The sequence below is a fragment of the Micromonospora sp. WMMD961 genome (assembly GCF_029626145.1).
In the GTDB taxonomy this organism is placed as follows: domain Bacteria; phylum Actinomycetota; class Actinomycetes; order Mycobacteriales; family Micromonosporaceae; genus Micromonospora.
In genome coordinates this window covers 6,202,577-6,215,975 of the sequence record NZ_JARUBJ010000002.1, presented here as the reverse complement: position 1 = coordinate 6,215,975, position 13,399 = coordinate 6,202,577, and the positions used below count along the sequence as shown (strand labels likewise).

The 13,399-nt window shown below is 71.2% G+C and carries 12 protein-coding genes and 1 pseudogene; 7 read left to right on the top strand and 6 right to left on the bottom strand.

Annotated features, from left to right (window positions below; all coding sequences use genetic code 11):
• Nucleotides 1-20: 20 nt before the first annotated feature.
• Nucleotides 21-1,400 (bottom strand): FAD-dependent oxidoreductase, encoded by a 1,380-nt coding sequence (locus tag O7614_RS28325; RefSeq protein ID WP_278141457.1) that lies wholly within the window; start codon nucleotides 1,398-1,400, stop codon nucleotides 21-23.
• 23 nt (nucleotides 1,401-1,423) lie between these two features.
• Complete coding sequence (locus tag O7614_RS28320) at nucleotides 1,424-2,560, bottom strand: glutamate--cysteine ligase (protein WP_278141456.1); 1,137 nt, start codon at nucleotides 2,558-2,560, stop codon at nucleotides 1,424-1,426.
• Between the two features lie 160 nt (nucleotides 2,561-2,720).
• Between O7614_RS28320 and O7614_RS28315 the strand changes: the two genes are divergently transcribed.
• The 4 genes from O7614_RS28315 to O7614_RS28300 all read left to right on the top strand — a co-directional run bounded on the left by O7614_RS28315 (nucleotide 2,721) and on the right by O7614_RS28300 (nucleotide 6,887).
• On the top strand, nucleotides 2,721-3,014 hold the full coding sequence (locus O7614_RS28315; RefSeq protein WP_278141455.1) for a DUF6412 domain-containing protein: 294 nt from the start codon (nucleotides 2,721-2,723) through the stop codon (nucleotides 3,012-3,014).
• A gap of 101 nt (nucleotides 3,015-3,115) precedes the next feature.
• The gene (yidC, locus tag O7614_RS28310; RefSeq protein WP_278141454.1) at nucleotides 3,116-3,871 is read left to right on the top strand and encodes a membrane protein insertase YidC; all 756 of its coding nucleotides are present in this window, start codon (nucleotides 3,116-3,118) and stop codon (nucleotides 3,869-3,871) included.
• Nucleotides 3,872-3,943: 72 nt separating this feature from the next.
• Nucleotides 3,944-5,353 carry a carbohydrate-binding protein gene (locus O7614_RS28305; protein WP_278141453.1) on the top strand — a complete coding sequence of 470 codons (1,410 nt, stop codon included), beginning with the start codon at nucleotides 3,944-3,946 and terminating at the stop codon, nucleotides 5,351-5,353.
• A gap of 148 nt (nucleotides 5,354-5,501) precedes the next feature.
• The gene (locus tag O7614_RS28300; RefSeq protein ID WP_278141452.1) at nucleotides 5,502-6,887 is read left to right on the top strand and encodes a cellulose binding domain-containing protein; all 1,386 of its coding nucleotides are present in this window, start codon (nucleotides 5,502-5,504) and stop codon (nucleotides 6,885-6,887) included.
• A 41-nt stretch (nucleotides 6,888-6,928) separates the two neighbouring features.
• On the opposite strand, the gene O7614_RS28295 is transcribed toward O7614_RS28300, so the two are convergent.
• Nucleotides 6,929-7,600 carry a DedA family protein gene (locus tag O7614_RS28295; RefSeq protein ID WP_278141451.1) on the bottom strand — a complete coding sequence of 224 codons (672 nt, stop codon included), beginning with the start codon at nucleotides 7,598-7,600 and terminating at the stop codon, nucleotides 6,929-6,931.
• A gap of 85 nt (nucleotides 7,601-7,685) precedes the next feature.
• Nucleotides 7,686-8,300, bottom strand: coding sequence for a DUF1349 domain-containing protein (locus tag O7614_RS28290; RefSeq protein WP_278141450.1), 615 nt, complete (start codon nucleotides 8,298-8,300; stop codon nucleotides 7,686-7,688).
• Between the two features lie 58 nt (nucleotides 8,301-8,358).
• Here O7614_RS28290 and O7614_RS28285 point away from each other — a divergent pair, with 58 nt between their 5' ends.
• Nucleotides 8,359-10,011 carry an alpha-amylase family protein gene (locus tag O7614_RS28285; RefSeq protein ID WP_278141448.1) on the top strand — a complete coding sequence of 551 codons (1,653 nt, stop codon included), beginning with the start codon at nucleotides 8,359-8,361 and terminating at the stop codon, nucleotides 10,009-10,011.
• Between the two features lie 43 nt (nucleotides 10,012-10,054).
• Nucleotides 10,055-10,813: a 3-oxoacyl-ACP reductase FabG gene (gene fabG / locus O7614_RS28280; RefSeq protein WP_278141447.1), complete on the top strand. Its 759-nt coding sequence runs from the start codon at nucleotides 10,055-10,057 to the stop codon at nucleotides 10,811-10,813.
• A 53-nt stretch (nucleotides 10,814-10,866) separates the two neighbouring features.
• On the opposite strand, the gene O7614_RS28275 is transcribed toward fabG, so the two are convergent.
• Nucleotides 10,867-11,283, bottom strand: coding sequence for a hypothetical protein (locus tag O7614_RS28275; RefSeq protein WP_278141446.1), 417 nt, complete (start codon nucleotides 11,281-11,283; stop codon nucleotides 10,867-10,869).
• A pseudogene (locus O7614_RS28270) lies at nucleotides 11,276-11,703 on the bottom strand (hypothetical protein). Before O7614_RS28270 ends, O7614_RS28275 begins: the two are co-directional and overlap by 8 nt.
• 700 nt (nucleotides 11,704-12,403) lie before the next feature.
• Here O7614_RS28270 and O7614_RS28265 point away from each other — a divergent pair.
• Nucleotides 12,404-13,309, top strand: a complete 906-nt coding sequence (locus O7614_RS28265; protein WP_278141444.1) for a Gfo/Idh/MocA family oxidoreductase — start codon at nucleotides 12,404-12,406, stop codon at nucleotides 13,307-13,309.
• The last annotated feature ends 90 nt before the right edge of the window (nucleotides 13,310-13,399 follow it).

Sequence of the window (13,399 nt, the reverse complement as noted above, 5' to 3'; positions counted from 1 at the left end):
TCCTCCACGGCGAACGCGGGTCAGCGGTCGAGCGCGGCGAGCGCATCGACCGCTTTTCGGGCGGCGATGAGCACCGGATCCCACACCGGCGCGTACGGCGGAGCGTAGCCCAGATCCAGTGCTGTCATATCGTCCACCGTCATGCCGTTCCACAGTGCGACGGCAAGTGCGTCGATCCGTTTCGCCGCCTCCGACCAGCCGACGATCTGCGCGCCGAGCAGCCGACCGCCGGCACGCTCGGCGATCAGCTTCACCGTCATCGGGCGGGCACCCGGGTAGTAGCCGGCCCGGTTGGTCGACTCGGCGATCACCGAGATGAAGTCGAAGCCGGCCGCCTCCGCCTCGCGCTCGCGCAGGCCCGTCCGGCCCACCTCCAGGTCACAGACCTTGGTCACCGCCGTGCCGATCACACCGGCGAACGTGGCGTACCCGCCGCCGATGTTGATGCCCGCCACCCGGCCCTGCTTGTTGGCGTGCGTGCCCAGCGGCACGTGCACCGGCATCCCGCTGACCCGGTGCAGCGTCTCCACACAGTCGCCGGCCGCCCAGATGCCGGGCATCCCCGGCACTCGCATCCGGCGGTCCACCCGGACCGCACCGGTCGTCCCGATCGGCAGCCCGGCGGCCTCGGCGAGCGCGGAGTTGGGGCGTACACCCAGGCCCAGGACCACGACGTCGGTGGGCATCGGCCCCTCGGCCGTGACCACCGCGGACACCCGGCCGTCCCGCTCTTCCAGGCCGGTCACCGGCAGGCCGGCGCGGATCGTGATGCCGAGGCCGCGCATGGCCTCGGCCACCAACTCGCCCATGTCGGGGTCCACCGTCGACATGGGCTGGGCGCCCGCCTCGACCAGGGTCACCGAGAGGCCGCGTTGGATCAGGGCCTCGGCGATCTCGACGCCGATGTAGCCCCCACCGACCACCACCGCCCGGCGCGGCCGTGGCTCGGTGTCCAGCCAGTCGCGCAGCGCCGCCCCGTCGTCCAGGGTCTGCATGCCGAACACGCCACCCGCGTCGGTGGCCGCCCACGGTGGCTTCACCGGCACCGCGCCGGTGGCGTACATCAGCTCGTCGAAGCGCTCGCGGACCTCGCCGCCACCCTCCAGGTCCCGGGCCACCACCTCGCGGCGTTCCAGGTCGATGGCCGTGACCTCGTGCCGCATCCGCACGTCCATCGCGTACTCGGTGCGGAACGTCTCCGGATCCCGGGCGATCAGCGCCTCCGGGCCGGGCACGAGGCCGCTGATCCAGTACGGGATGCCGCACGCCGAGTAGGACGTGAAGTGGCCGCGCTCGAAGACCATGATCTCCAGGTCGTCACGGCCACGGCGGCGTCGGGCCTGGGACGCCGCCGACATGCCGGCGGCGTCCCCGCCGATGACGATCAACCGTTGCGCCACAGGATCATCCTGTCACGAGGCGTTCATCCGCGGGTCTGTCGCGCGACGTCCTGCACCACGTCGATGAGTCGGCCGGTGCGCGCGTACACCGCGCGCTGCCGTGCCGCGCCGCTGCCGTGCCGACGCAACCCACCCAGCAGGTCGGTCACCTCGGCCCAGTCGCCGTGCTCCTCCAACGCCGGCCGCATCCGCCCCACGAACCGGTCCAACAGTTCCCAGGTCGGGCGCAGCTCACCGGTGGTGACGTCGACGGCCTCGCCCTCCAGGCCGTCGTGGGCGGCCCGCCAGTGCGCCCCGACCAGCAGGTGGTGGTCGGTCTGCAACGCCGGCCGGCCGGCTTCGACATCCGCCATGGCCGTGGCCACCAGTGCCCGGACCAGCGCGGCGACCAGCACCGAGTCGTCCACCGACGGGCAGACGTCGCCGATCCGCAGCTCCACCGTCGGGTACTTCGCCGACAGGCGGGCGTACCAGTAGAGCATCCCCTCGTCGAGCATCACCCCGCTGGAGATCAACTGGCGGATCAGCCGCTGGTAGTGCTCGTGCGACTCCAGAAACGGCGTCGGCGCCACCGACGGCCAGCGCTCCCACTCCACCGAGCGCCAACTCGCGTAGCCGGTGTCCTCGCCGCGGGCGAACGGCGAGTTGGTGGTCACCGCGTGCAGCATCGGCAGCCACGGCCGTACGTGGTTGAGCACCTGTACGCCGGTGTCCGGGTCGGGCACCCCCACGTGCACGTGCATGCCGTTGTTGCCGGGGCCGGGAACGAGCAGCCGGAACCGCTCGATCATCCGGTCGAAGCGGGGCTTGTCCACCACCGGCGGCACCGGGCCGTCCACCGGGCCGGTGCCGATGGCGAGCAGGCGTACGCCGGCCCGCTCGGCGGCGTCGGAGAGCGCCTGACGCAGTACGCCGAGGGAATGCCGGATCGACGAGAGTTCCAGGCCGGGTGGGCTGCCGATCTCGATCTGACTGGTCTGGAACTCCCGCTCGACCTGTCCGCGCAACTCCGCCGGCACCTGCTCCATGACCAGGTCGACGGCCGGGACTGCGGCCCCGGTGTGCGGGTCGACGAGCAGGAACTCCTCCTCGACACCCACGGTGAGCAATCCGGTCGCCGCAGCCGTGTCGCTGGGCGCCTCCGCCACCTGACCGGTCATCGACATCACCCGTCCGTTCCTACCGTTCGCGGTCCGTCCGCGTCGGTCCGTCGCTTGGTTACCCAACGTGGCGATGGCGGGAAACGTGGCGGCGGTACCTCTTACCCGCGTGCCGGCGATCCGGCCGGACGACGTGACACGGCGTCCTATGCTGAGCCCCGTGCCGGTGCCGCTGGGATTCCTCGGGTTCGCGTGGGTGTACGCGTTCGCCCAGCTCACCCTGCTCGCGGACCGGCCGGTCGACCTGCTCGCGGGCGCCGCGCTGACCGCGCTGGTGCTGCTCGCCGTGGTGCTGGCGGCACGGGTACGCGACCGCTCGGGCGCACCCGGCGTCGGACCCCGTGGGGCCGGCCTGCGGGCTCGTTCCCGTGGTCGACGGATGCCCCGGCAGATCGACCCGGACGCCGCCGGTCGACCCCGTCCCCGCGCTCCCGGGCACCCCTCGGCCGCGTAGCGCCACGCCGCCGCGCGGCCGATCCCGCCGTCACCGGTCCCCCTGCTGAGCGGACGCCGCCGCAGGGAGGACCTCACCGGAATCGGACCGAGGGGTTTCCCATGCTTGCCTTCGCACCACTGCACGGCGCTGTCGGCGCTGCCGGCACCGCACTGTCCTGGCTCACCGATCTGCTCGAACCGCTGGCCGGCGGCATGGCGACCGCCGCCGCCATCGTGCTCTTCACCATCGCCATACGCCTGCTGATCTCGCCCCTCACCGTGGTGCAGGTCCGCGGCGAGCGACGCCGCGCGGCCCTCGCCCCGCAGGTGCGTGATCTCCAGCGGCGGTACGCCGACGACCCGGCCACGCTTCAACGAGAGGTGTTCGCGTTGTATCGGGAGGCTGGGGCGAACCCGATCGCCGGCTGCCTGCCGTTGCTGCTCCAGGCGCCGTTCCTGCTGGTCCTGTACCGGCTGTTCACCACCAGCGAGGGTGGCACCGGGCTGCTGGAGGAGCGCCTTGCGGGGGTGCCCCTAGGTCACCACCTCACCGACGGGCTGACCGGGGCGGCGGGTCCGCTCTTCGCCGTGTTGCTGGCGGTGTTGTTGGCGGTGGCCTGGTGGTCGTCGCGGCGGGCCCGTCGGGCGTCGGCGGCGGTCGGCACGGTGGCCGGTACGCCCACCGAGGGGCCGGGGGCGGCCGTGCTCGGGCGGCTGCTGCCCCTGCTGCCGTTCACGACCGTGCTGGTGGCGCTGGTGCTGCCGCTCGCTGCGGTGATCTACCTGGTGACCACGAGTGTGTGGTCGGCGGTCGAGCAGGCGGTGCTCCGTCGGCCGCAGGCGGTGTCCGCGAACGCCGACACTGATCGACGTTGACAAATGTCAGGGCGGAGGCGTACAACCCTGAGAGAGCGCTCTCTCGACCCGTCTCCGCAGAGAGGCACGTCCATGGCACCTCCATTGGCGGCCCCCGCCGCCCCGCTCGTCCGACGCCGGCTGCGGCTGGCCTCCCTCCTGCTCGTCGCCACCACCACCGTCCTGGCCGGCGTCACCGTCACCGCGCAGGCGGCCGTGCCGCCACCGCCGACCGGCTGGAGCACGGTCTGGAGCGACGACTTCACCGGCGCCGCCGGAACCCTGCCGTCGTCCGCGAACTGGATCATCGACACCGGCCACAACTATCCCGGTGGTCCGGGCAACTGGGGCACCGGCGAGATCCAGAACTACACCGCCAGCACCGCCAACGTCAGCCACGACGGTGGTGGCAACCTGCGGATCACACCACTGCGCGACAGCGGTGGCGGCTGGACCTCCGCCCGGATCGAGACCGTGCGCAGCAACTTCAAGGCCCCGTCCGGCGGCGTGCTCGCCATCGAGGGCCGGATCCAGATGCCGAACGTCACCGGTGCGGCGGCCGCCGGATACTGGCCGGCCTTCTGGGCACTCGGGGCGCCCTACCGGGGCAACTACCAGAACTGGCCGGGCATCGGTGAGTTCGACGTGATGGAGAACGTCAACGGCATCAACTCGGTCTGGGGCGTGCTGCACTGCGGCGTCGCGCCGGGCGGGCCGTGCAACGAGTCCAACGGCCTCGGCGCGTCCCGGGCCTGTCCGGGTTCGAGCTGCCAGTCCGCGTTCCACACGTACCGGTTCGAGTGGGACGCCTCGATCAGCCCGCAACAACTGCGCTGGTACGTCGACGGGCAGCTCTACCACACCGTCACGTCCAGTCAGGTCGGTGCGTCCGCCTGGTCGCAGATGACCTCGCACCAGGGCTACTTCCTGCTGCTCAACGTCGCGATGGGTGGAGCCTTCCCGAACGGCGTGGCCGGCAGCGGCACGCCGACCGCGGCCACCGTCCCCGGTCGACCGATGCTCGTCGACTACGTGGCGGTGTACCAGCGCGGCAGTGGCACCACCCCGCCGCCCACGACGCCGCCACCCGGCGGCACGAGGGACGCGTACTCCCAGATCCAGGCCGAGTCGTTCAACGGGCAGAACGGCGTGCTCGTCGAGGCGTGCTCGGAGGGCGGGCAGAACATCGCGGCGCTGCGCAACGGTGACTGGGTGCGCTACGACAATGTCGACTTCGGTTCCACCGGCCCCCGGGACTTCCTGGCCCGGGTCGCCTCCGGCGCGGGTGGCGGTGCGAGCGGCCTCGTCGAGGTGCGGGTGGGCAGCCCGACAGCGGCACCGATCGGCAGCTTCGCGATCGGCAACACCGGGGGGTGGCAGAGCTGGCGTTCGGTGCCCGGCAACGTGGGCGCGGTGACCGGCCGGCAGGCCGTGTACCTGACCTTCACCAGTGGCCAGCCGAACGACTTCGTCAACGTCAACTGGTTCACGTTCCGCCGCTGAGCGGATCGTCCGAGGCCGCCCGTCGCATGGCCAGGCGACGGGCGGCCTCGGTGTCCGTGACGACCCCCTGGACAGAAACAGTTAACTGTCTTAATAATTAGCGCCAACGTTGACGTCCATAGATGCCCGTCCGGGCTCGGAGGGTCGTATGAAACGCTCCAGACCACTTGTCCTGTCCCTGGTCACCGCGCTCGCCGCCACGCTCGGCGCGGCCTGGGTGGCGCTGCCCGCGTACGCCGCCGGACCGACCGCCAACTTCGTCAAGACCGCCGAGTGGGGTTCCGGTTGGGAGGGGAAGTACACCATCACCAACGGTGGCACCTCGACCATCAACGGTTGGAGCCTCGCCTTCGACCTGCCGTCCGGCACCACCCTCGGCAGCTACTGGGACGCGCTGCTGACCTCCGCCGGCCAGCGGCACACCTTCACCAACCGGTCCTGGAACGGCGCCATCGCCCCGGGCGCCTCGGTCTCCTTCGGCTTCCTGGCCAGCGGCTCCGGCTCGCCCAGCGGCTGCCAGCTCAACGGCGCGTCGTGCGGCGGCGGCACCCCGCCCACCACGCCACCGCCGACGACTCCGCCGCCGACCACGCCACCGCCCACCACGCCACCGCCGACGAACCCGCCCACCGGTGACCTGCCCAAGCACCTGCTCACCGGCTACTGGCACAACTTCGACAACCCGGCCGTCGAACTGCGGCTGCGCGACGTCCCCGCCGAGTACGACCTGGTGGCGGTCGCCTTCGCCGAGGCCACCTCGACACCCGGCGCGCTCACCTTCGGCGTCGACCCCGGGCTCGCCGCGTCGCTCGGCGGCTACACCGAGGCGGACTTCACCGACGACGTACGCACCCTGCACAGCCGGGGCAAGCGGGTGATCCTCTCGGTGGGCGGCGAGACCGGCCGGGTCACCGTCAACAATGCGGCCTCGGCCACCGCGTTCGCCGACACGGCTGCCGCGCTGATCGCCCGGTACGGCTTCGACGGCATCGACATCGACCTGGAGAACGGCCTCAACCCGACCTACATGGCGCAGGCGCTACGCGCGCTCCGGGCCAAGGTCGGGTCGAGCCTGATCATCGCGATGGCGCCGCAGACGATCGACATGCAGAACCCGGCCGGCGGCTACTTCAAGCTGGCGCTCGACATCAAGGACATCCTCACCGTCGTCAACACCCAGTTCTACAACTCCGGGGCGATGCTCGGCTGCGACCAGAACGCCGCGTACGGCCAGGGCACTGTGAACTTCATCGTCGCGCTGGCCTGCATCCAGTTGGAGGCCGGGCTCCGCCCCGACCAGGTCGGTCTCGGTCTGCCGGCCGGGCCGGGCGCGGCCGGTGGTGGCATCGTCGCGCCCAGCGTGGTCAACGCGGCGCTGGACTGCCTGGCCCGGGGCACCAACTGCGGCAGCTTCCGGCCGCCGCGCACGTACCCCGGCATCCGTGGCGCGATGACCTGGTCGGTGAACTGGGACGTCAGCAACGGCAACACCTTCGCCCGCACGGTGGCCCCGCACCTGGACACCCTGCCCTGACCACCGCCGCCGGCGTGTGCAAGCGCCAGCGGTGACGCGGATCAGCGACCGGCGGTCACCGACCGCCGGTCGTCGCGGTCCCGACGTCGCCGTAGCTTACGGACCACCCAGGCGACAACCAGCACCACGAAGACCGCGACGATCGCGTAGTTGAACCAGTCGCTGTAGCGCTCGACGTCCTGCCACCGGCTGCCCAGCGCGTAGCCGGCCCCCACGATCAGACCGTTCCACACCCCACTGCCGATCGTGGTGAACAGGATGAACTGGCCCAGCGGCATCCGGTTGGCGCCGGCCGGCACGGAGACCAGACTGCGGACCACCGGCACCACCCGGCCGATCAACACCGCCCACCGGCCGTGCCGCTCGAACCAGCGGTCGGCCCTCTCCAGGTCGTCGCGGTCCACCAGCGGAATGCGGTCCAGCCAACGCTTCAGCCGTTCCTCGCCGAGCGCCGCGCCGAGCCAGTAGAGCACCAGCGCACCGACGAGCGAACCGACAGTCGCGGCCACCACCACGACCACCACGTTGAACTGGCCCTCGTGAGCCAGGAAGCCGGCCATCGCCAACACGATCTCGCTGGGGATGGGTGGGACGATGCTCTCCAACGCCACCAGCAGCGCCACGCCGACCGGGCCCATCGCCTCGATCACCGAGGCCACCCAACCGGTCAGCCCGGTGAACTCGGACGGGTCGCCGCTCCGGGCGTACGCCATGGTCGTCCTTCCGCGTGGGCTTCCGGGCAGTGTGCTCCCGGGGATCGGGTGGTCATACCCACTGCAGCCGTTGCTACACCCGCGGTCAGTGCTCCGGGTGCAGCGCGGTGTCCGCCGGCCCCTGCCGCCAACCAGTGAACACCACGGTCAGGCCGGCGCGGGACGGCGCGCAGCAGAACGGCCCGGCCAGCGCCTCGGCCGCCGGGTCCAGCGGAGTGAGCCGGACCAGTCGCCACGGCGCCTCGTCGGCCCGGGCGCGGACGGTCAGCGCGTCGCCGGCCCGGCTGACCCGCACGGTCACCTCCCGGCCCGACCACTCCGGCACCGGCGACACCGACCAGTCGGAGAACTCCCGGGTCACCACCGCGCCGAGTTGCGACTCGCCGTCACTCATCTCGACGCCGGCCTTGGTCCAGGTCCGTTCGTCGACGCGGACGAGCACACCGGCCTGGTCGAACTGCGCCGAGAAGTCGAGCCGGAAGCTCACCTCCATGGCCGCGCCCACGGAAAGCGGCGCCAACAGCGCCGGAGCGTCGTCGTGGACGAACCCGTAGCTGGTCCGCCGCCAGAGGTCGCTCCCCGCAGCCGGTTCCACGACCAGCTCACCGGTCGGGCTCTTCTCGACGCGTACCGGCGGGTGCAGCCACCTGCCCTCGGACCAGTCCATCGGTTCGCTCGGCGGCACGAGGTCGTTTCCCATGACCGGCACGATAAACCAAGGGTTTGCGGCGCTGATCGTTCGGAGATGTTCCTTCGGCATGGGTGACCGTTGGTATTCCGAAGCCGTCGTCTACTGCCTCGACATCGACACGTACGCCGACTCCGACGGAGACGGGGTCGGTGACATCCGAGGGTTGATCGGGAGACTGGACTATCTGGCCCGTCTCGGGGTGACCTGCCTGTGGCTGCACCCGATCCACCCGTCGCCCAACCGTGACGACGGCTACGACGTCACCGACTTCTACAACGTGGACCCGCGCTTCGGCACCCTGGGCGACTTCGCCGAGTTGCTGCACCAGGCGCAGAACCGGGGCATCCGGGTGATCATCGACCTGGTGGTCAACCACACGTCCGACGAGCACCCCTGGTTCCAGTCCGCCCGCTCCTCGCCCGACTCGCCGTACCGCGACTGGTACGTCTGGTCCGACACCGAGCCGGACGACCGGCACCAGGGCATGGTCTTCCCCGGCGAGCAGAACGAGACCTGGAGTTACGACCGGACCGCCAAGGCGTGGTTCTACCACCGGTTCTACAAGTTCCAGCCGGACCTCAACTTCGCCAACCCGCAGGTCCGGGCCGAGGTCAAGAAGATCATGTCGTTCTGGCTCCAGCTCGGCGTCTCCGGCTTCCGGATGGACGCGGTGCCGTTCATCATCGAGCTGACCGAGCCGGGCAACCCGAACTCTCCGAAGGACTTCGAGTTCCTCACCGAGATGCGCCAGCACGTGCAGTGGCGCCGCGGCGACGCGGTTCTGCTGGCCGAGGCGAACGTGGAGCCGGACGAGCTACCGACGTTCTTCGGCGACGCCAGCGGCTCCGGCAACCGGATCCACATGCTCTTCGACTTCATGCTCAACGGTCGGCTCATGCTCGCCCTGGCCCGGGAGGACCCGGAGTCGTTGATCGAGGCGCTGCGGGACACCCCGAAACTGCCGGTCGGCGGGCAGTGGGCCACCTTCCTGCGTAACCACGACGAGATCGACCTGTCCCGGCTCACCACCGAACAACGCAACCAGGTGTACGCGCAGTTCGGTCCGGACGAGACGATGCGCATCTACGACCGGGGCATCCGTCGCCGGTTCGCCCCGATGCTCGGCAACGACCGGCGGCACCTCGAACTGGCGTACGCCCTGCAGTTCTCGATGCGCGGCACGCCGGTGCTGCGCTACGGCGAGGAGATCGGGATGGGCGAGGACCTGTCGCTGCCCGGTCGGGAGGCGATCCGTACCCCGATGCAGTGGTCGTACCAGCCGAACGCCGGCTTCTCCACGGCGGACCCGGAGAAGCTGGTCCGCCCGGTGATCGACAAGGGTGAGTTCGGCTACCAGAACGTCAACGTCACCGCCCAGCGGGGCGACCCGAAGTCGCTGCTCGCCTGGTTCGAGCGCATGATCCGTACGCTGCGCGAGGCCCCCGAGATCGGCTCCGGCTCGACCACCCACATCGACGTGGCGGTGCCACCCGGAGTGCTCGCGCACCGGGCCGACGGGCCGACCGGGACGATGGTCTTCCTGCACAACCTGGGCACCGACGACGCCGAGGTGGACCTGAGCAGTCTCGAACCCGAGGCCGACCACCCGATCGACGTGCTCGCCGATCGGGGCTACGGCGAGTTGGGCAAGCTCGGCGCGGTGAAGGTCTCCGGCCACGGATACCGGTGGATTCGCCTATGCCGAGGCTCGGCCTGCTGACGATAAGCTCCTTCGATCGACCCCAAGTTACCCGGAGGTAATCATGTCGGAGGAGCCCCGCGTCGCCATCGTCACCGGAGCCGCACGCGGTATCGGGGCGGCCACCGCCCGCCGGTTGGCCGCCGACGGGATGGCCGTCGCCGTGGTCGACATCGAGGAGTCGGCAACCAAGGAGACGGTGGACGCCATCGCCGCCGCCGGTGGCCGGTCACTCGGCGTGGGCGCCGACGTCTCCGACCGGGAGCAGGTGGAGGCGGCCGTGGATCGGATCGCCACCGAGTTGGGCGCACCGACCGTCCTGGTCAACAACGCCGGCGTGCTGCGTGACAACCTGCTCTTCAAGATGACCAGCGCCGACTGGGACACCGTGATGGGCGTACACCTGCGCGGCGCGTTCCTGTTCAGCCAGGCCGCGCAGAAGCACATGGTGGACCGCAAGTGGGGTCGCATCGTCAACCTCTCCAGCACCTCCGCGCTGGGCAACCGGGGCCAGGCGAACTACGCCGCCGCCAAGGCCGGCCTGCAGGGCTTCACCAAGACGCTCGCCATCGAGCTGGGGCCGTTCGGGGTGACCGTCAACGCGGTCGCGCCGGGCTTCATCGTCACCGACATGACGGCGGCCACCGCCGCCCGGATGAAGGTCGACTTCGACGACTTCCAGAAGCACGCCGCCGCCGAGATCCCGGTGCGCCGTCCGGGGCGGCCGGAGGACGTCGCGCACACCATCTCGTTCCTGGCGAGCGAGGGTGCGGGATTCGTCTCCGGCCAGGTCATCTACGTCGCCGGCGGCCCACGGGACTGACCCGTACCCCCGGCGGGGGCGCTCCCTCGCGTAGGGGGCGCCCCGCCGCCGGGTCAGCTGGGGGCGCGGCGGGTGCGCCAGAGCCAGATCAGACCGAGCACCGGCAACACCAGCGGGATGTAGCCGTACCCGCTGCCGAACTGCGACCAGACCGTCTCGTCCGGGAACAGTTCCTTGTCGACGAGGCTCAGGATGCCGACCGCGACCACGCCGACCAGCTCCACGGAGCAGCAGGCCAGCGCGACCCGTCGGCCGGTGTGCCCGGCCCGGGCCAGCCCCACCGCCGCCACGATGTAGATGAGCGCGGCCAGCGCGGACAGCAGGTACGCCACCGGCGCCTCGTCGAACTTGGTCGCGATCTGCAGACCCGCCCGGCTCGTCGCGGCGATGGCGAAGAGCAGGTACACCGCGATCAGTAGCCGGCCCGGGCCGGAGTTCGTGCGGCCCCGAGCCGGATCGGCCTCAACCACCGAGCACCTCCCAGGTCTGCTGCAACCGGACCACCACCACCGGGGTCACCAGGCAGACCGCACACACGATGGCCGAGCCCCACCGGGTCGGTTCCATCCGGGCCAGCACCCAGGCCAGCGGCGGCAGGCAGACCAGCGTGAGCAGGTAACCGAAGAAGGCGCCGGGCTCGCCGGGCCGGTCCCCGCCGCCCACCGCGACGAGCGCCAGCACGCCCAACACGAGCAACGACACTTCGAGTACGGCCAGACCGGCGAACTGCACCCGGTCCGGTGGTCGTTGACGCACCGCCACGACCAGCGCCCACGCCGCGACGAGTAGCGACAGCACGATCGACACCGTCGCGACGATCCCGTCCACCGGCGAGTCGGTGCCCACGCTGGTCACCGGACCCACCCGGTCGTTGCCTCGGTCACCGGCACAGCCTACTAACCGTCGTAGTAATCAGGTGAACCCGGGCATTACCGCTGCTCGGCTCTGGGCTGTTGCTCGGTTGTGGGCTGTTGCTCGGTTGTGGGCTGTTGCTCGGTTGTGGCTGTTGCTCGGTTGTGGGCTGTTGCTCGGTTTGGCCGCGTCTCGGCTTGACCGCTGCCGGGCCGGCTGTCCTGCACCGCCCGCCGCGCTTCGGCCGCGTCTCGGCGCTGCTTCGGCCGCGCGTCGTGAGATCTTGGACACTTTCCGTTCGCGCGGAACGGAAAGTTTCCAAGATCTGCGGGCCGTCGCCGGCCGTACCACGCCATCGGCGTCGAGATCACGCTGGCAGCGCGACGTCCCCGGCTGCGGGCGGCGGGCTGCGGGCGGCGGGCTGCGGGCGGCGGGCTGCGGGCGGCGGGCGGCGGGCTGCGGGCGGCGGGCTGCGGGCGGCGGGCTGCGACCGGCGGGCTGCGAGCGGCGGGCCCGGCTGCGACCGGAGCCCGCAGCCGGGCGCGCTGCGACTGGCGCCCCGCAGCCGGGCCGGCTGTGTCTACCGCTCTACAGGCACTCGCCACGCCAGGTCAGCGCCGTGCCGCGAGGGGTCCGAGCTGCTCCGGTTGGTCGACCCGCCGCCGATGTCCCCGCCGGGGCGACTAGCGTGGATCACGTCCGTGGCGTCGCCGCGGCGGGGGAAAAGCGGAGGTACACGTGCTGCGGTTCGGCTTGTTCGGCACCGGTCACTGGGCGATCGAGACGCACGGAAAGGCGTTGCACGCACACCCGGACGCGGAGTTGGTCGGGGTGTGGGGGCGTAACCCGGAGCGCGCCGCCGCACTGGCCGAACGGTACGGGGTGCCCGCCTTCGCCGACGTCGACGCCCTGATCGAGCAGTGCGAGGCGGTCGCCGTCGCGCTGCCGCCGGACGTCCAGGCCGACATCGCGGTGCGGGCCGCCTCCGCCGGACGGCACCTGCTGTTGGACAAGCCGCTGGCGCTCAGCGTGGCCGACGCCGACCGGGTGGTAGCCGCCGCCGAGCAGTCCGAGGTCGCCTCGGTCGTCTTCTTCACCCAGCGCTTCCAGCCGAACGTGACCGCGTTCCTCGCCGCTACCGCTGCCGCCGGGGGTTGGCAGCACGGCCGGACCACCGCGTTCGCCTCGATCTTCCAGGAGGGCAGCCCGTACGGTGGTTCGTTGTGGCGCCGGGAGCACGGCGCGCTCTGGGACATCGCCCCGCACGCGCTCTCCATCCTCCTTCCCGTGCTGGGCCGGGTCACCCAGGTGGCGGCGATGGACGGGCCGAGTGGCATGGTGCACCTGCTGCTCACCCACGAGGGCGGTGCCACGAGCAGCGCCTCGCTCTCCCTGGACGCCCCGACCGAGTCGATGACCCGGGAGTTCGTGTTCTACGGCGAGAACGGCATCGAGAACGTCCCGTTCGGCGAGAACGACGCCGCGACGGCGTTCGGCGTCGCCATCGACCAACTGATCGAGCAGGTGCGGGCCGGTACGCGGGATCACCGCTGCGACGTCCGCTTCGGCCGCGAGGTGGTCGGCATCATCGCCGCCGCCGAAACCGCCCGCGCCGAATCCCGCACCGTCCCCCTCCCAGCCTGACCCCCGCTCCGCGCCCCCGCTCCGCGCGGTGATCAAGAGGTTCGTCATCCGGCACGGCGTGTCGCGACGCAAACCTCTTGATCACCGGGC